The organism is Lentzea sp. NPDC004782 (genome assembly GCF_040609115.1).
In the GTDB taxonomy this organism is placed as follows: Bacteria; Actinomycetota; Actinomycetes; order Mycobacteriales; family Pseudonocardiaceae; genus Lentzea.
Map to the genome: position 1 here is coordinate 58,428 of NZ_JBEXJN010000046.1, position 17,398 is coordinate 75,825.

The 17,398-nt window shown below is 70.9% G+C and carries 19 protein-coding genes and 1 rRNA gene; 2 read left to right on the forward strand and 18 right to left on the reverse strand.

Annotated elements, in window-relative coordinates:
• Positions 1 to 8 precede the first annotated feature (8 nt).
• Positions 9 to 1,079 carry an alanine dehydrogenase gene (gene ald / locus ABZV40_RS33850; RefSeq protein ID WP_355450906.1) on the reverse strand — a complete coding sequence of 357 codons (1,071 nt, stop codon included), beginning with the start codon at positions 1,077 to 1,079 and terminating at the stop codon, positions 9 to 11.
• Between the two features lie 52 nt (positions 1,080 to 1,131).
• Between ald and ABZV40_RS33855 the strand changes: the two genes are divergently transcribed.
• On the forward strand, positions 1,132 to 1,731 hold the full coding sequence (locus ABZV40_RS33855; RefSeq protein WP_355450909.1) for an NINE protein: 600 nt from the start codon (positions 1,132 to 1,134) through the stop codon (positions 1,729 to 1,731).
• Here the strand turns inward: ABZV40_RS33855 and ABZV40_RS33860 are convergent.
• Genes ABZV40_RS33860 through ABZV40_RS33875 form a run of 4 tightly spaced genes read right to left on the reverse strand, consistent with a single transcriptional unit; the run spans position 1,721 to position 4,869 of the window.
• Positions 1,721 to 2,149 (reverse strand): SRPBCC family protein, encoded by a 429-nt coding sequence (locus tag ABZV40_RS33860; RefSeq protein ID WP_355450912.1) that lies wholly within the window; start codon positions 2,147 to 2,149, stop codon positions 1,721 to 1,723. The genes ABZV40_RS33855 and ABZV40_RS33860 overlap by 11 nt on opposite strands.
• Positions 2,150 to 2,159: 10 nt before the next feature.
• Positions 2,160 to 2,525 carry a DUF2752 domain-containing protein gene (locus ABZV40_RS33865; RefSeq protein ID WP_355450915.1) on the reverse strand — a complete coding sequence of 122 codons (366 nt, stop codon included), beginning with the start codon at positions 2,523 to 2,525 and terminating at the stop codon, positions 2,160 to 2,162.
• Positions 2,526 to 2,566: 41 nt separating this feature from the next.
• Positions 2,567 to 3,187, reverse strand: coding sequence for an NUDIX hydrolase (locus tag ABZV40_RS33870; protein WP_355450918.1), 621 nt, complete (start codon positions 3,185 to 3,187; stop codon positions 2,567 to 2,569).
• Positions 3,184 to 4,869, reverse strand: a complete 1,686-nt coding sequence (locus tag ABZV40_RS33875) for a CTP synthase (RefSeq protein ID WP_355450920.1) — start codon at positions 4,867 to 4,869, stop codon at positions 3,184 to 3,186. The genes ABZV40_RS33870 and ABZV40_RS33875 overlap by 4 nt, the downstream gene beginning before the upstream one ends.
• Before the next feature lie 174 nt (positions 4,870 to 5,043).
• Between ABZV40_RS33875 and ABZV40_RS33880 the strand changes: the two genes are divergently transcribed.
• A complete protein-coding gene (locus tag ABZV40_RS33880) occupies positions 5,044 to 5,703 on the forward strand; it encodes a hypothetical protein (RefSeq protein ID WP_355450923.1) in 660 nt (219 codons plus the stop codon).
• Here the strand turns inward: ABZV40_RS33880 and ABZV40_RS33885 are convergent.
• From ABZV40_RS33885 to rrf, 13 genes are all read right to left on the reverse strand, one after another.
• The gene (locus ABZV40_RS33885; protein ID WP_355450926.1) at positions 5,700 to 6,638 is read right to left on the reverse strand and encodes a copper transporter; all 939 of its coding nucleotides are present in this window, start codon (positions 6,636 to 6,638) and stop codon (positions 5,700 to 5,702) included. The two genes, ABZV40_RS33880 and ABZV40_RS33885, sit on opposite strands and share 4 nt — an antisense overlap.
• Positions 6,635 to 7,819, reverse strand: coding sequence for a putative cytokinetic ring protein SteA (gene steA, locus ABZV40_RS33890; protein WP_355450929.1), 1,185 nt, complete (start codon positions 7,817 to 7,819; stop codon positions 6,635 to 6,637). The genes ABZV40_RS33885 and steA overlap by 4 nt, the downstream gene beginning before the upstream one ends.
• Before the next feature lie 63 nt (positions 7,820 to 7,882).
• Positions 7,883 to 8,320: a hypothetical protein gene (locus tag ABZV40_RS33895; protein ID WP_355450932.1), complete on the reverse strand. Its 438-nt coding sequence runs from the start codon at positions 8,318 to 8,320 to the stop codon at positions 7,883 to 7,885.
• An 11-nt stretch (positions 8,321 to 8,331) separates the two neighbouring features.
• The gene (locus tag ABZV40_RS33900) at positions 8,332 to 8,763 is read right to left on the reverse strand and encodes a hypothetical protein (RefSeq protein WP_355450935.1); all 432 of its coding nucleotides are present in this window, start codon (positions 8,761 to 8,763) and stop codon (positions 8,332 to 8,334) included.
• Positions 8,760 to 9,359 (reverse strand): hypothetical protein, encoded by a 600-nt coding sequence (locus ABZV40_RS33905; RefSeq protein ID WP_355450938.1) that lies wholly within the window; start codon positions 9,357 to 9,359, stop codon positions 8,760 to 8,762. The genes ABZV40_RS33900 and ABZV40_RS33905 overlap by 4 nt, the downstream gene beginning before the upstream one ends.
• A complete protein-coding gene (locus tag ABZV40_RS33910) occupies positions 9,352 to 9,960 on the reverse strand; it encodes a hypothetical protein (protein ID WP_355450941.1) in 609 nt (202 codons plus the stop codon). The genes ABZV40_RS33905 and ABZV40_RS33910 overlap by 8 nt, the downstream gene beginning before the upstream one ends.
• A gap of 282 nt (positions 9,961 to 10,242) precedes the next feature.
• Positions 10,243 to 12,024: a DNA repair protein RecN gene (gene recN, locus ABZV40_RS33915; protein ID WP_355450944.1), complete on the reverse strand. Its 1,782-nt coding sequence runs from the start codon at positions 12,022 to 12,024 to the stop codon at positions 10,243 to 10,245.
• Positions 12,025 to 12,104: 80 nt separating this feature from the next.
• Positions 12,105 to 12,995, reverse strand: a complete 891-nt coding sequence (locus tag ABZV40_RS33920; protein WP_355450947.1) for an NAD kinase — start codon at positions 12,993 to 12,995, stop codon at positions 12,105 to 12,107.
• Complete coding sequence (locus tag ABZV40_RS33925) at positions 12,992 to 13,789, reverse strand: TlyA family RNA methyltransferase (protein WP_355450950.1); 798 nt, start codon at positions 13,787 to 13,789, stop codon at positions 12,992 to 12,994. Before ABZV40_RS33925 ends, ABZV40_RS33920 begins: the two co-directional genes overlap by 4 nt.
• A gap of 6 nt (positions 13,790 to 13,795) precedes the next feature.
• Positions 13,796 to 13,963, reverse strand: a complete 168-nt coding sequence (locus tag ABZV40_RS33930; RefSeq protein WP_355450953.1) for a hypothetical protein — start codon at positions 13,961 to 13,963, stop codon at positions 13,796 to 13,798.
• A 5-nt stretch (positions 13,964 to 13,968) separates the two neighbouring features.
• Complete coding sequence (locus ABZV40_RS33935) at positions 13,969 to 14,763, reverse strand: HAD-IIA family hydrolase (RefSeq protein WP_355450956.1); 795 nt, start codon at positions 14,761 to 14,763, stop codon at positions 13,969 to 13,971.
• Positions 14,760 to 17,219, reverse strand: coding sequence for a hypothetical protein (locus ABZV40_RS33940; protein ID WP_355450958.1), 2,460 nt, complete (start codon positions 17,217 to 17,219; stop codon positions 14,760 to 14,762). Before ABZV40_RS33940 ends, ABZV40_RS33935 begins: the two co-directional genes overlap by 4 nt.
• An 86-nt stretch (positions 17,220 to 17,305) precedes the next feature.
• Positions 17,306 to 17,398: ribosomal RNA gene (rrf, locus tag ABZV40_RS33945) — 5S ribosomal RNA — on the reverse strand; the annotation flags it as partial.

Here is a 17,398-nt window from a genome sequence, read left to right on the forward strand (position 1 = left end):
ATCTGCTATCACGCCAGCCCTTCCAGCACGATCTCTCCGTCACGCGCGTTGACGCCCTTGGCCAGCGCCGGATCCTCCGCCACCGCCCGCTCGAAACCCTTGTCCGCCAACGCGACGACGTACGGCAGCGTCACGTTCGTCAGCGCGTACGTCGACGTGTTCGGCACAGCGCCCGGCATGTTCGCGACGCAGTAGAACACGGAGTCGTGCACGCGATACGTCGGCGAGTCGTGCGTGGTCGGCCGCGAGTCCTCGAAGCAGCCGCCCTGGTCGATCGCGATGTCCACGAGCACGCTGCCCGGACGCATCCGGGACACCAGGTCGTTGCTCACGAGCTTCGGCGCCTTCGCACCGGGCACCAGCACCGCGCCGATCACCAGATCCGCCCAGCGGCAGGCCTTCTCGACCTCGTAGGCGTTCGACGCGATCGTCTGCAGGTGCCCGCGGTAGGTGAAGTCGATCTGCCGCAACCGGTTGACGTTGTTGTCCAGCACGACCACCTCGGCCTGCAGCCCGACGGCCATGGTCGCCGCGTTCAGCCCGGCCACCCCGGCGCCGATGACCGCGACCTTGCCCGCCGCGACACCGGGCGCGCCACCCAGCAGCACCCCGCGGCCGCCCTGCGCGCGTTCCAGGCAGTGCGCGCCGACCTGAGCCGCCATCCGCCCGGCGATCTCGCTCATCGGCGCCAGCAACGGCAACGACCCGTCCGGCAGCTGCACGGTCTCGTAGGCGACGGCGGTGATGCCGGACGTGACGATCGCCTTGGTGCACTCCGGGCTCGCCGCGAGGTGCAGGTACGTGAAGAGCACCTGGTCGCGCCGCATCCGGTGGTACTCGGGCTCGATCGGCTCCTTGACCTTCAGCACCAGGTCCGCCAGACCCCACACCTCGTCGGCGGAGGACGCGATCCGCGCACCGGCCGCGACGTACTCGTGGTCGGGGAACGACGAGCCCGCACCCGCGTCGTGCTCGACGACCACCTCGTGCCCGCGGCGCACCAGCTCGACCACACCCGCGGGCGTGATCGCGACGCGGTACTCGTGGTTCTTGATCTCCTTTGGGACACCGACCAGCATCGTCGCAGCGTATTCCCGATGTCGATCTGCTGCATCGGATAACGTGCCAGCCGTGTCAGACGCATTCGGGCCAGAACACCAGCGCATCGGCAACCAGCAGCGCGAAGAGGCGATCACCGCGCTCAACGACCACTTCGCGCTGGCGCGGCTCGACATCACCGAGTACCAGAGCCGGGTGAACCGCGCGTCCGCCGCGCAGACCTACGCGGAGCTCGCGGAGCTGTTCCGCGACCTGCCGCAGCCGCACCCGCCGTTCCTCGCGCCGCCGTCGGTGCCGTTCGCCGCCGTGCCCCCACCGCCTCCGGGCTACGCGCCCCCGCCCACCCAGCCGCCGTACTACCCGCCGCCGCCCACGGGCCCGCAGTACGCCGTTCCACCACCTCCCGGTATGGGCTTCCCGAACCCGGCCGCCCCGTACGGCTACGACCCGATGACCGGCATACCGCTGTCGGACAAGTCGAAGATCGCCGCGGGCGTGCTGCAGCTGTTCCTGGGCAACCTGGGCATCGGCCGCTTCTACACCGGCCACGTCGGCATCGCCGTCGCCCAGCTGCTGACGTGCGGTGGCTGCGGCATCTGGTCGTTGATCGACGGGATCATCATCCTGGTCAACGGCGGCACGGATGCCCAGGGCCGCAAGCTCAGGGACTAGCGGCTTCCGCGGCCGCCTTGACCGAGGCGGCCTCCGTCTCGACGTAGCGCCTGGTCAACGACCGCGTCATCAGCCAGGCAGGCCCCGACAGGAACCCGGACATGGTCAGGCCGAGGGTGAGCCGGCTGCCGTCGGGGTGCGGTTCCACGTCGTGCGCGGCGACCACGGTGACGCCGGGCGACCGCGACTCCCACGTGAACGACGACCCGTCGGTGAGCTCGGTGACCGTCCACACCGCCGGGGACAGCCGGGGCTGCCGCAGCCGGGTGCGCGACCCGACGGCCAGCGGTCCGTCGTCGAGCCGTTCCGCGGAGTCGACCGTCGGGAACCGCTCGGGCCAGCGCTCCACGTCGATGATCACCGCCCAGACGCGTTCCGGCGGGGCCGCGATGACGACACCGTGCTGCAGGCCAGGCATGCGCCGAAGTCTAGATTCCGGCGAGGTTGCGGCCCACGCCCCAAACGGCCGCCACGACAAGAACAGCGACCCCGACCGACTTCGGCACGGATCGCTGCTCGCCGGTCCACTTGTCACGCATCCACCGCGAGAACAGCCACACGGCCAGCGGCACGCCCAACGTGAGCAACACGGCGTTGTAGTGGAACGCGCCGACGACGTCACCGTGCAGCAACGCGTGCACCATGCGCGTGGCCCCGCAGCCAGGACAGTTCAGCCCCGTCAGCCACTTGAACGGGCACTTCGGCAGCAGATTCCCCGGCTGGTTCGGATCCACGAACAACAACAGCCCCGCCCCCGCGCCGCCGGCCGCGAGAACGATGAACGGCGCTTTCATCGACCTCAGGTGGACAAAAGCGCCGTTCATAACGCGAGACCCTACCCCTTGCGGGCGAGGAACCGGGTGGGTTTGTCGCGGAACGGGGCGTCGGCGGGACGCGGTTCGGCGCGACCTTCCAACACCTCGCGGGCCGCGAGCAGCCCGGCGACGGTCGACGCGTTGACGATCTCGCCCGACAGGATCATGCGCACGGCCTCGTCGATCGGGAAGCGGTGGATCTCCAGGTCCGCCTCCTCCTCGCCCTGCACGTCGCGGTCCACCTCGGACAGCTCGCGCGCCAGGAACACCCGCACGACCTCGTCGGTGAACCCCGGCGACGCGGCGACGTCGACCAGCACGTGCCACTGCTGCGCGGCGAGCCCGACCTCCTCGGCCAGCTCCCGGCGCGCACCCACGACCGGCTGTTCGCCCTCGTGGTCGAGCAGGCCGGCGGGCAGCTCCCACAGGTGGCGGCCCAGCGCGTGCCGGTACTGGTGGATCAGCGTGACCTGCCCGTCGGAGTCCGCCGCGACGACCGCGACCGCGCCGTTGTTCTCGACGATCTCGCGCTTGGCCGTGCCGCCACCGGGCATCTCCACCTCGTCGACGCGCAACGCGAGGATCTTGCCGACGTGCAGGTCCTGGCTGGAGATCGTGCGGAAGTCGTGCCTCGACGTCACTTGGCAGCCCCAGCCGTCAAAGGAAGCCGGTCGGCCACCCGGTAGTCGATCGCGGCCTTCACGAACGCCGCGAACAACGGGTGCGGCTTGGTGGGACGCGACTTGAGCTCCGGGTGCGCCTGCGTGGCCGCGTAGAACGGGTGCACGTCCGCGGGCAGCTCGACGAACTCGACCAGACGCCCGTCCGGCGACACACCGGAGAACACCAGACCGGCCTCGGTGAGCTTGCCGCGGTAGGCGTTGTTGACCTCGTAGCGGTGCCGGTGCCGCTCGGAGACCTCCGTGGCACCGTACGCGTTGGCGACGACCGAACCCGGCGTGAGCTTCGCGATGTACGCGCCGAGCCGCATCGTGCCGCCCATGTCGCGCTGACCGGCCACGACGTCCTGCTGGTCGGCCATCGTGGAGATGACCGGCGAACCGCCCTCTTCGAACTCGCTGGAGTTCGCGTCGTCGATGCCCGCGAGGTTGCGCGCGGCCTCGATGACCATGCACTGCAGGCCGAGGCACAGGCCCAGCGTCGGCACCCCGCGCGTGCGGGTGTACTTCAGCGCACCGATCTTGCCCTCGATGCCGCGCACGCCGAACCCGCCGGGGATCAGCACGCCGTCCATGCCCGACAACGCCCGAGCCGCACCTTCCGGCGTCTGGCACTCGTCCGACGGCACCCACTTGATCTCGACCTTGGCGTGGTGCGCGAAACCGCCCGCACGCAGCGCCTCGGTGACCGACAGGTAGGCGTCGGGCAGGTCGACGTACTTGCCGACGAGCGCGATCTTCACCGTCTCCGTCGGGTTGTGCACGCGCTCCAGCAGGTCGCCCCACACCGTCCAGTCGACGTCGCGGAACGGCAGCCCGAGGCGCCGCACCACGTACGCGTCGAGGCCCTCGGAGTGCAGCACCTTAGGGATGTCGTAGATCGACGGCGCGTCCACGGCCGCGACGACGGCGTCGGTGTCGACGTCGCACATCAGGCCGATCTTGCGCTTGAGCGAGTCCGGGATCTCGCGGTCCGCGCGGCACACGATCGCATCGGGCTGGATGCCGATGTTGCGCAGCGCCGCGACGGAGTGCTGCGTCGGCTTGGTCTTCAGCTCACCGGACGGCGCCAGGTACGGAACCAGGCTGACGTGCAGGAAGAAGACGTTGTCGCGGCCGACGTCGTGACGGACCTGCCGGCACGCCTCCAGGAACGGCAGCGACTCGATGTCGCCGACCGTGCCGCCGACCTCGGTGATGACCACGTCCGGGGTGACGCCGTCGGCGTCCGGCTCGGCCATCGCGCGGATGCGGCGCTTGATCTCGTCGGTGATGTGCGGGATGACCTGGACCGTGTCGCCCAGGTACTCGCCGCGCCGCTCCTTCGCGATGACCTCGGAGTACACCTGGCCGGTCGTGACGTTCGCGTCGCCGCTCAGATCCCGCGCGAGGAACCGCTCGTAGTGGCCGATGTCGAGGTCCGTCTCCGCGCCGTCGTCGGTCACGAAGACCTCGCCGTGCTGGAACGGGTTCATCGTGCCGGGGTCCACGTTCAGGTACGGGTCGAGCTTCTGCATCGTTACCCGCAGGCCGCGCGAGGTGAGCAACTGGCCGAGGCTGGAGGCGGTGAGCCCCTTGCCCAGGGAGGACGCGACGCCTCCCGTGACGAAGACGTGCTTGGTCGTACGTGCCTGCTGCACCAACGGGGCTCCCGTGAAAATCGTGGGGGAAAATCCCCCTGTCCACGGGCCCTAACGCTAACACGCCGCCGGTCACTCAGCGCACCACGACCCGGCAGATCACATCACCCGATCGGCGCAGCGAGGGGTTTTGCCGAACTCCGCCCGGCACACGCCGAGATCGGGAATCGTGGTCACGTGACCTTCGACGTGGCAGGGGAAGCCGCACGAGCCGTGCAGGACCGCTCTGCGGCATGGCGTTTCATCGAGGGATTCGCGGCCGCGTGGGCCGAACCGATCGAGGCCGGCGACGGCTGGAACCACGCCGACCTGGACGCCGCCGAGCACCGCCTGGGCGTGCGGCTGCCGGACGCCGTGCGCGACGCCTACGCGTTGTTCGGCAAACGCCCGGACCTCACCAGCAACCAGGACTGGCTGCTCACCCCGAGCGAGCTGCGGCTGGCCGGCGGGGTCGTCGTCTTCCGCCGGCAGATCCACGCCCTCACCTCGTGGGCAGCCGCGCTCGGCACCGCCGACCCCGCCGTCGTGCACGAGACGCAACGCGGCTGGGAACCCTGGCTCCCCCGCTTCTCCACCGCCTGCGTCGAACTGGTGCTGTCCGAGGCGTTGTTCCGCGACGACGCCGAGACAGCGGACAGGGAGACGTCCGAGGCGGACATCTCCCTGATCGAGGAGCACTTCACCCTGCTGCCGCTGACCAGTCCGGGCACCCGCTGGTTCGCCTCCGACGACGTGATCCTCCGCGAGGAGGACCGCGAGTGGCTGTGGGCCCGTGCCCGCACGGCGGAAGCGCTGGAGCTGCTGGTGAAGCAGTTCCCCGGTGCCTGGGAGTACTAGCCGGCCGCGCCCGGCGAGGACGCCTCGGCGTTGCCCGCCACGCCGTACCGCCCGGAGCGGCCCTCCAGCTGCTCGCGCAACGCCATCACCACCACGACCTGACCGGCCGGGGTGTCGGAGTTGTCGACCGTGGAGAGGATCGACGTCGCGGCGGTGTCCGCGCGCACCACGCCGATCGGGCCGGTGCCGTTCGCGGATCCGTTCGCGCCGGCCAGCACGACACCGGCGCTCGACCGGTCGAGCTGGGTGGCGAAGCGCGCGATCGTCGCGGCCCGGTCCGCGGCCGAGTCGCCGATCGCGGCACCGCCGGTGAGCACGATCGCGAGCTGCGCGTGCTTCACCCCCGAGGTGGCCTTCACGAAACCGGCGTTGGACAGCCCGGCGAGTGCGGAAGCCGTCTCGTCCGCGGTGGCCTGCGGTTCGTTGGTGGACGGGTTGAGCAGCAGCAACGTGGCGAACAGGGCGCCCGCGCGGGTGCCGGGGTCGGCGGCGGTGGGCAGCTGCGACCCGGCGGGCTGCAGGCGGGCCACGAGGTCGCGGAGCTGGTCGCCGCGCGAAGGGTCGGCGAACGCGTCGGTCAGCTGCACCTCACCGGTGACGGTGGCACCCGCGGACTTCAGCAGGCCGGACAGGGCGTCCCGATCGGACGGACGCGCGTCCGAAGTGGTCACCAGCACCACGGTCCGGTCGGTGAGCCGGTCCTTGACCGCGAGCGGGCCGACGGACGCGGCGAACTTGTCCGCCTCGGTCAGCTTGGCGTTCAACGCGTTGCGGTCGTTCTGCAGGTCGTTCACCTGCTGCGCCAACGAGTTCTTCTCGTCGCTCAACCCGGAGAGCAGCCGCCCGCTGATCGCGGTCGACCCCAGCACGACACCCACCGCGAGCGCGAGGAACACCGCGGTGATCGAAACTATGTGGTAGCGCAGCGAGATCACGAGAAGAACCCCTTGAACCAGTTGACGACGGATTGCCACGCGTCGACCACGATGTCGACGTAGACGTGACCGACGCCGGACACCGCGAGTGCCGCGACCATGGCGACGATCGCGGCGGACACCAGCAGGACGATCACGCCCAGCGACACCCGGCTGCGGTGCAGGGTCGCGACGGCCTCCCCGTCGACGAGCTTGCTGCCGAGCTTCAGCCGGGTGAGGAACGTGGAGGGGTTGGAACCGGAGTGCCCGCGGTCGAGGAACTCGCGCAACGTCGCGCGCAGCCCCACCGTGACGACCAGGGACGCCCCGTGGGCCTCGGCGAGCAGCAACGCGAGGTCCTCCGCGTTGCCCGACGCGGGGAACGTCACCGCGCCGATGCCGAGGTCCTGGATCCGCTGCAGGCCGGGCGCGTGGCCGTCGGTCTGGGCGGGCACGACCACCTCGGTGGCCGCGCGCAGGGACGCGGTGCCGATGCCGTCGGGGTCACCGACGATCACGTCCGGCTTGTACCCGGCGTCGTGCAGGGTGTCCGCGCCGGTGTCGACGCCGATCAGCACCGGCCGGTACTCGCGGATGTACTTGCGGAGCTTGCGCAGCTCTTCCGCGTGCGACGGTCCACCCGCGACGACCAGCACCTGCCGGTCGCGCATCGGCACGTACACCTCGGGGACGCCGACGCCGTCGAGCACCAGCGCGCGTTCCCTGCGCAGGAACTCGATGGTGTTGGCGGAGAAGGCCTCCAGCTGCGCCGACATGCCGGCCTTCGCCTCGATCATGGCGTCGGCGACGCTCTCGGCGTTCTGCTCGATCCCCTTGGCGAGCTCGCGTTCCCCCGCGTACACGACACCTTCGTGCAGCCGGATCTTGGTGCCTTCCTTGATCTCGCGCAGGGCGACGGCACCGACGTTGTCGATCAGCGGAATGCCCGCCTCGATCAGCAGTTCCGGTCCGAGATTGGGAAAACGGCCGGAAATCGACGGCGAGGCGTTCACGACACCGACCACCTCGGCCGCGACGAGCGCCTCCGCGGTGCGCCGGTCGAGGTCGACGAGGTCGAAAACGGCCACATCTCCGGGACTGACGCGCCGCACCAGGTCACTCGCGCGCCGATCCACCCGCGCGACGCCCGTGACACCGGGAAGTTCGTGGTTAGTGCGGCTCAGCAACCCGGAAAGCTTCATGCGTCCGATAGTGGCTCACGGTGCGCACGCGACAGGTGAGGCACGCCGGGCAATTCGCGCTGGTCAGTCGTCGGGGTGAACTACTACGGCACCAAACGCGAGAACCGTTGCCGCTATCAGCATCCAGACACCGTCGCCGAACCCGGCTTGCAGGCCGGGATCGATGGCGATGTTGCCCTCCTTGTGAAAGCTGATCGCGTTCAGCAAATACACGAACAGCATTCCGGTGACTCCGGCAAGAGCGGCGGCTCCGGCGAATGCGACCTTCCGCCACCGCAGGCCCGTCAGAACGACCGCCGCGGCAGCCACCGCGGGAATGCCGAAGAGCGGGCCGTGCTCGTCTTTCGTGCCGCCGAAGTGCGTGCTCCAGCCCGTGGTGACGTACGCGGTCTGCGGCTGGTCCGGTGCCAGCCGGATCAGCAGTTCCGACAACGGCAGGAACGTCGCGGTGACCGCCGCCGCAGCGGCCAGCACGAGCAGTGCCGCACTGAGGAGTCTCACGTTGAGGAGTTTCACGCGGGCTCCCGCTGGGCGGCGAGGGCCCCGACGAGGGCGGTCAGCGTGCCGATGACGAGGAAGACCAGGCCGAACCCGATCGCGAAGTCACCCTGCTGCTCGACGGCGTGGCCGCGTTCCGACACGACGAGCGCGGCGATGATGCCGACGGCGCCCACCTGGGCGGCGGCTCCGGCCAGCGCGGCGCGGTTGACCCAGATCCCGGCGACCAGCAGCGCGGCCGTGACCGCGACGGGCACGCCGTACCACGGCGAAAGGTCACCGGGCGGCCAGTCGCCCGGCTTGTTGACGACCTCCGTGCCCCAGGCCCTGACGACGACCTCGACGTCACCGGCGTACGTGGTCGCGTACCACGGCAGCACCATCGCCGTCGCAGTCAGCACCACCCCGGCCGCGATCAGCGCCACCGCCGTCGGTCTCCCGATCACCGCGTCTCCTGCTGCTCGGCGTCCGGGACCGCGATGCCGAACGGTGGCGTGTCGTCGGCGCTGTCGAGCTGGTGCACGACCACTTCCTCCTCGTCCTCCTGGTCCTCTTCGGGCTGTTGCTTCCGCTGTGCGAGAGCCGCACCGACCATTCCGGCGACCGCTCCCGCCGCCACCAGGTACATGCCGCTCAGAATCTCGAGCGTGGCCGACTGCCCGTCGAACGCAGGCCAGCTCCTCATGATCGCGCGGTGCTCCAGCACTTGCTGCCAGTACGCGAGCACGATCCCCGCGAGCACACCCGCCGTCGCCATCGCCACGACCCTGGCGACGAACGCCGTCCGGCTCCTCAGCGTCAGCACCGCGGTCACCACCATCACCGCGGCCACCGCGACCACCAGCGCGCCGAAGGCCTGGAAGGGGGCGACCGGATCCACTCCCGTGGGGTCCGCGACCAGCCACAGGGTTGTGGTCAGCGTCTGGTCGGGCCCGCCGTACCCGCGGAAAACGGTGCGGTAGGCGTCCTGAAGGGTCCCGGTGACCGCCAGCCCCGCCCCCAGCACCAGCAGGAGCACGGCGATCCTTCGACGATCAGTCACTCTTCTGCTCTTTCGGCTCCTGCGGCGGTTCCACGATCACCGGAATCCCGTACGGCGGCGTCTCGCTCTCGTCCCCCTCGATCTGGTGAATCACCGCACCGTCCGCGTCGACGACCGGTTCGCTCACCACCCGCCGCGGCAACTCCTGGTGCAGCACCGCCGACACGACGCCCACCCCGGCCGCGATGATCAGCATCGTGACCCCGTCCCCCTGCTCGACGTCGAACGGCACCGGCGCCTCGAGGTCGCGGAGCTTGTCGATCGTCGCCTGCACGCCGATGACCGCGGACCACGCCACCCCGGCCAGCAACCCGGCACCGAGCAACGACCCCACCCGCGCCGCGGGCACCCGGAACGCCACCACCGCCGCCAACGCCATCACCAGCGCAGCCACCACCACGGGTTCGCCGGACGCCAACGGCCCGAGCATCAGCGCACCCCTGAAGTCGTCCCGTTCGGTGACCCACGACGTGGCCTCGTACCGCAGCGTCCGCCCCTGCAGCTCGACCTGCACGGAGTAGGCCGACAGGAACGTCGCCGCCACCGCCAGCCCGGCCGCGACGAACACCAGGACCGCCCCGAACACCCGGCGCGTCGTCACAGATCCGGTCCACCTTCCACCGCACCACCGTGTGCGTCCGCTGACCGGGATTCGGTCACGCTCCCATCATGCCGAACCCCAACCGTCACAGCGGCACAGGAACCGCAACCAAGCCCGCCGCCCCCGGTCCACGCCCTCCCCAGACACCGGGCACGCGGAAATCGTGAGGGCGCAAAGCGCCCGAACTCGCGGGGGTCTGGGGGTCGCCCCCCAGAAGACACGACGAACGACCCGGTCCGCGCTCTCCGCGGACACACGTCGGCCAAGTTCGTCCCGGCCCCCTCACGCCTTCTTCTTGCGCCTCCGCACCACCGGGGCCGCCGACTTGTCGGCCTTGGCTGCCGCCAGCAGTTCCTCGGCGTGCGCACGCCCCGTGTCGGTGGAGTCCATGCCGGCCAGCATGCGGGCCAGCTCGACCACCCGCTGCGTCTCGTCGAGTTTGCGCACCGCGGACCTGGTGAACGTGCCGTCGGCGGACTTGTCGACGACCAGGTGCCGGTCGGCGAACGCCGCCACCTGCGGCAGGTGGGTCACGACGATGACCTGGTGCGAGCGGGCGAGCCGGGCGAGGCGGCGGCCCACCTCAACGGCCGCACGGCCGCCGACACCGGCGTCCACCTCGTCGAACACCAGCGTCGGCACCGGGTCGGAGTGCGACAGCACGACCTCCAGCGCGAGCATCACGCGCGAGAGCTCGCCGCCGGACGCGCCCTTGTGCACCGGCAGGGCCGGGGCGCCGGGGTGCGAGATGAGGCGCAGTTCCACGTCGTCGACGCCGGACGAGCCCGCGTGCAGGACGGACCGGCCGACGGTGAGTGCCTGGGGGTCGCCGGCTTCGGCGTGGCGGGGGCGCACGGCGAGCTCGACCGAGGCGTGCGGCATGGCGAGGCCGTCGAGCTCCTCGGTGACGGCCTTGCCGAGTTCCAGCGCGGCCTCGACGCGGGCCGCGGTGACCTGCTCGGCGAGCTTGGCCAGTTCGACGGCCAGCTCGTCGCGACGGGCGGCGAGTGCGGTCAGCGCCTCTTCCGAGGTGTCGAGGCCGTCGAGGCGGGCACGGGCGTCGTTCGCCCACTGGATCACGCCGTCGACGTCCGCCGCGTACTTGCGGGTCAGCGCCTTCAGTTCGGCCTGGCGCTGCAGCACCTGCTCCAGGCGGCCCGGATCCGCCTCCAGGTGGTCCAGGTAGCCGGAGATCTCGGCGGCGACGTCGGCCAGCAGCGTGGCCGCCTCGACGAGCCGCGGTTCCATCTCGCGCAGGCGGGGGTCCTCGGACGCGGACAGGCGGCGGGCCGCCTCGGAGATCAGGCCCAGCGCGCCGGGGTTGTCCGGGTCGCCCTCCAGCGAACCCGACACGGCGAACTGCGCGCCCTGGGCGGCCTCGCGGAGCTGGTCGGCGTCGGCGAGGCGGCGCGCCTCGTCGTGCAGCTCGGCTTCCTCGCCCGGCTTGGGGTCGACCGCGTCGATCTCGGTGAGCCCGTGCCGCAGCAGGTCGGCCTCGCGGGCCAGCTCGCGCGAACGTTCGGTGCGTTCCTTCAGCTCCGTCGAGACGCGCAGCCACTCCTCGCGGATGCGCTGGTACTCGCGCAACGGCTCGGCCACGTCGTCGCCGGCGAAGCGGTCCAGCACGGCGCGCTGCTCGGTCGGCCGCATGAGCCGCAGCTGGTCGTTCTGGCCGTGGACGGCGATCAGCTGCTCCGCCAGCTCGGACAGCACGCCGACCGGCACGGAACGGCCGCCGACGTGGGCGCGGGACCGGCCGTCGGAGCCGACGGTGCGGATCGCGATCAGCGACCCGTCCTCGTCCGGCTCACCGCCGACCTCGTCCGCCACCTTCGCGGCAGGGCTGCCCGCCGGAGCCTGGAAGCGGCCTTCCACCACCGCTTTGTCGGCTCCGGTCCGCACCCGCGACGCCTCCGCACGGCCACCGCCGAGCAGGTGCAACCCGGTCACGACCATGGTCTTGCCCGCACCCGTCTCACCGGTGACGACGGTGAATCCGGGATCGAGTTCGAGAGTGGCCTCGTCAATCACGCCAAGGCCATTGATGCGCATCTCGGCCAGCACAGGGCGAACCTTACTTGTCGGGTCCGACAGTTTTCCGCGGGCACCATAACGAGCGAGTGCCGATGCACCGAGCGGCGCGATCAGCCTGCCGATGGCCCCCGCCATCCCTTCACCGGCAGGGCGAACTTCTCGACCAGCCGGTCCGTGAACGGAGCCTGGCGCAGCCGCACGACCTTGAGCGGCACCTCGCCCTCCACGATCTCGATCCGCGCGCCCGCGGGCAGCTCGAACGTCCGCCGCCCGTCGGCCGACAACGCCGCCGGGTGCCCGGTCTGTTCGATCTCGAACGCCACGTGCGACTTCGGCGAGACGACCAGCGGGCGCGCGAACAGCGCGTGCGCGTTGCTCGGCACCACCAGGATCGCCTGCACGTCCGGCCACACGACCGGGCCGCCCGCGGAGAACGCGTACGCCGTCGAACCGGTCGGCGTCGCACACAGCACGCCGTCGCAGCCGAACGCCGACACGGGCCGTCCGTCGACCTCGATGACGACCTCGAGGATGCGTTCGCGGATGAGCTTCTCGACGCTGATCTCGTTGAGCGCCCACGTCTTCACGACCACCTCGTCGCCGACCTTCGCGACGAGGTCGAGCGTCATGCGCTCTTCCACGAAGTAGTCGCGCTCCAGCACGTGACCGACGGCCTCGTGCAGCGCGTCCGAGTCGGCTTCGGCGAGGAACCCGACGCGGCCCAGGTTGACGCCCAGCACCGGAACACCGGCCGGGCGGGCCAGCTCGGCGCCGCGCAACAGCGTGCCGTCACCACCCAGCACCAGGACGAGCTCGGTGCCCTCGGCCGCGTGGTCGTCGGCGGGCACGACCTTGGTGCAGCACGACGGGCCGAGGTCACGCGCCTCGTCGTCGAGCACCCTCGTCGTGACGCCCCCGACCGCGAGACGGCCGGCGACCTGACGGGCGAGATCGATGTTGCTCTGGTGCCCGGTGTGGACGACCAGCAGGATTTCCCTCATTGGGGCCCTTCTGCGACAGCGGTGCGCACCATCTCCGCGGCGTCCGTCGGATCGCCCTTGCGGAGCCAGAGGAAGTACTCGACGTTGCCGGACGGGCCGGGCAGCGGACTCGCGACGACCCCGTGCACGGCCAGACCCAGTTCGGCGGCCGCCTCGGTCACTTCGAGGACGGCCGCGGCGCGCAGCTCCGGGTCGCGCACGACGCCGCCGGAGCCGAGACGTTCCTTGCCGACCTCGAACTGCGGCTTGACCATCGGCAGCAGGTCGCCTTCCTCGTCGAGGCACGCGGCCAGTGCGGGAAGCACAAGCCTCAACGAGATAAACGAAAGATCCGCCACGACGAGTTCAACTTTGCCGCCGATGTCCTCCGGCGTGAGGGTGCGGACGTTGGTCTTGTCCTTCACCACGACGCGGTCGTCGGTCTGCAGCTTCCAGTCGAGCAGGCCCCTGCCGACATCCGCGGCGACGACCTGCCGTGCACCGTTGCGGAGAAGGACATCGGTGAAACCGCCAGTGGATGCGCCGGCGTCGAGGCAACGCCGGCCCGCGGGGTCGATCTTGAACCTCTCCAGCGCGCCGATCAGCTTGTGCGCGCCCCTGGACGCCCAGTTGGGATCGTTGTCGAGGTCCTTCACCACGACCGCGTCGGAGGTCTCCACGGCGGTCGCGGGCTTCGTCGCGACGGTGCCGCGCACCGTGACGCGGCCGTCCGCGACGAGTTGGCTGGCGTGCTCACGGGACCTGGCGAGCCCCCTGCGCACGAGTTCGGCGTCGAGCCGCACTCTGCGAGGCACTGTGCATCACACCTTGTCGATGCTCGACAGTGCTTCGGTGAGCGTCGCGTGCACGGCGTCGAACCGCGCCACGTGCTCGGCGAGGGGAACGTTCTCGAGCCCGTCGAGCCTCGCCAGCGCGCCGTCGATGGCGTCAGCCGGGTTGGGCGGCGGTCCGGGCAAGGGGTAGCTCACGACTCTTACGGTAGCCGATGCAGTACCGACAGGTCCGCGCCGACATACGTGGGCCGCTGGTCTTCCGGAAGCGCTTGCGCCTCTTCAGCCGTGGACACACCCGTGAGCACGAGCAGCGAGTCCATCCCGGCGTTGACCGCGCCCAGGACGTCCGTGTCGAGCCGGTCGCCGATCACGAGCGGACGGTTCGCCTGCAGCTCCTTGGCCGCCTGCTGCAGCAGCGGCGTGGCGGGCTTGCCGGCGACGAGAGGCTCCTGGCCGGTCGCGGTCTTCAGCGCCGCGACGAGGCTGCCGTTGCCCGGCAGCAGGCCCCGCTCGGTGGGCAGGGTGGCGTCGACGTTGCACGCCACCCACAGCGCGCCGTTGCGGATGGCCACCGCGGCCTCGGCCAGCTCGCGCCAGCCGAGGTCCATGCTCAGGCCCTGCAGCACCGCCGTGGCGCCTTCGGCCTCGTTGGTGGGGATGAGACCGCGCTTGAGCACCTCGGCCTCCAGGGCCTTGGTGCCGAGCACGAGAACGGTCGTGCGCTTCGGCAGGCGCTCGGCCAGCATGGCCGCGCCCGCCTGCGCGGAGGTGCTCACCTCGTCGACGCTCGTGTCGAACCCGAGCTCGACGAGGTGATCCGCGACCGCCTGCGGTGAACGAGAAGCGTTGTTGGTGACGAACCGGATCCCGAGGCCTTTCGCCCTGGCTTTCGCGATCTCCTCCGCGGCACCGGGCACGACCTCTTTGCCGCGGTAGACGGTGCCGTCGAGATCGATCAGCAACGCGTCGTACCGGTCGACCAACGTCTCGCTCACTGCTGCGCGGTCTCCTCTGGAACGGTGTCTTCCCGGGTCAGCTCGAACGCGCGCTCGGCGGCGTCCGTCTCGCCTTCGTCGTCAGCCTCGGCGGCGTTGAGGAACCACTTGACCGCTTCCTCGGTACGACCGGCCGCGGCCAGGTTGTCGGCGTAAGCGTAGAAGAGCCGCGCGGAGTAGGGGGTGCGCTGCCCCGGATCGAGATCCGGCCCCTGCAACGCCACGACGGCCGCCTCCAGCTGCCCCATGTCCCGGCGAGCACCGGCCGCGACGATCCGCAGCTCGATCTCGTCCTCCTGGGAGAGCTCCTTGACCGCGGGATCCTTGGCCAGATCGATGGCCCGCTCCGGCCGCCCGAGCGCCCGCTCGCAGTCGGCCATGATCGCCAGGTGCCCCGGCCCGGGCATCATCCGGCGCGCGGCCCGCAGCTCGCTGAGAGCCTCGGCCCACTCGTCCGCGAAGTAGGCGGTCAACCCCGCCGCTTCGCGCACCACACCGACCCGCGCCGCCTTGCTGCGCGCGTACCGGGCGTGCTCCAGAGCCAGCTCGGGCTCGTCGTCGATCAGCAACCCGGCCGCGGCCAGGTGCCTGCCGACGATCTCCGCGAGCCCCTTGGGCAGGCTGCGCAGCTCGGCCCGGATCTCCGGGTCGAGCAGCGACAGGTCGGCCTCTTCCGGCAGCTCGGGACGGCCACCGCGGGGAGCGGGCGCCTCGTCGCGATCTGCACGCTCGTCACGGTCTTCGGGCTCGGGCTGACGGTCGTCGGCACGCTCGCCATCGCCATCCGCGCCGTCGTCGTTCGCCCCGCTGTCGGCTGCATCGCCACCGGCCGGGAGGACCTCGTGGTCTTCGTCGGAGCTGGCAACAGCTTCTTGGTCGTCACCGGTGGCAACGTCGGCGTCGTCAGCAGCCTGCTCACGGCTCGCGGCGGCACGGCTGGCCGCAGCGCCGTCACCCAGGCGGTAACCGGTGCGCTCGCCGGCGTCCGACGTCACCTCGGAGGTCTCGGCCTGACCGGTGGTCTCCTGCTCGGCAAGGCGCTCCTGGAAGCGCGCCGCACGCTCACGGCTGCGTTCGTCACGACGGTCGTCGCGCTGCGCGCCGGAACGCTCGTCGTCGCGGTACCCGCGACGGTCACCGGCGTCGTCCCGCCGATAGCCGCCTCGGTCGGAACGGAAGCCGCCCCGCTCACCGCGGTCGCCGGCACCCTCGCCCCGGTGACCCGAGTCGCTCCGGCGGTAACCGCCGCGATCGCCCGAGCGCTCACCGCGGAAACCACCCCGGTCACCGGAGTCGTCCCGGCGGTAACCGCCGCGATCACTGGAACCCTGGCCGCGGTAGCCACCCCGGTCACCCGAGTCGCTCTTGCGGTAGCCCCCGCGGTCACCGGAACCCTCGCCGCGGAAACCGCCACGGTCACCGGAATCGCTCCGGCGGTAGCCACCGCGGTCACCCGAGTCATCGCGCCGGAAACCACCGCGGTCACCGGAGCCCTGGCCGCGGTAACCACCGCGATCGCCCGAGCGCTCGCCACGGAAACCACCCCGGTCACCGGAGTCGTCCCGGCGGTAACCGCCGCGATCACTGGAACCCTGGCCGCGGTAGCCACCGCGATCGCCAGAGCCTCCGCTGCGGAAACCCCCGCGGTCGTTCGAGTCGCTCTTGCGGTAGCCACCGCGATCACCGGAGTCGCTCTTGCGGTAACCGCCACGGTCACCGGAGCCTTCGCCGCGGAAACCACCACGATCGCCCGAGCGCTCACCGCGGAAACCACCCCGGTCACCGGAGTCGTCGCGGCGGTAGCCGCCGCGGTCGTTCGAGTCGCTCTTGCGGTAACCACCGCGATCGCCCGAGCGCTCGCCGCGGAAACCGCCACGGTCACCAGAGCCGCTCTTGCGGTAGCCCTCGCGGTCGCCGGAACCCTCACCACGGAAACCACCGCGGTCGCTGGAACCCTGGCCGCGGTAACCACCGCGATCACCGGAATCGTCCTTGCGGTAGCCCCCGCGGTCGCCGCCGGAGCGGTAGCCGCCACGGTCACCGGAATCGTCGCGGCGGAAACCGCCGCGGTCACCCGAGCGCTCGCCACGGAAACCACCGCGGTCGCTGGAACCCTGGCCGCGGTAACCACCGCGTTCTCCGGAACCCTCGCCGCGGTAGCCGCCCCGATCGCTGGAGTCGCTCTTGCGATAGCCGCCGCGGTCGCTGGAGCCCTGCCCGCGGTAGCCGGCGCGGTCGTCTCGACGGTCGCCACCGCGGTTGCGGTCGCCGGAGCTCTCACCACGCTGGTAGCCGCCGCCGTCCTCGCGCGGCTTGAAGTCGCGGCGGTCGCCGCCGCGGTCATCTCGGTTGTTACTGAACTTCCGATCGCCTGCTGAGCGGCCACCCTCGGAACGGCGCGGTCGGTCTCCCTGGCCACGCTGACGGTCGCCGGGACGATCCCCGAACCTGGACACCAAATCCTCCTATGGACACGCTGAAAGGGGCTTGTGAGCGAGCACTGTAGTTGTGCCCCGCAATCACAAGCCCCTTCAGGGAAGAAGTTCGGCGGCGACCTACTCTCCCACACCGTAACCAGTGCAGTACCATCGGCGCAGAAGGGCTTAACTACCGGGTTCGGAATGGGACCGGGTGT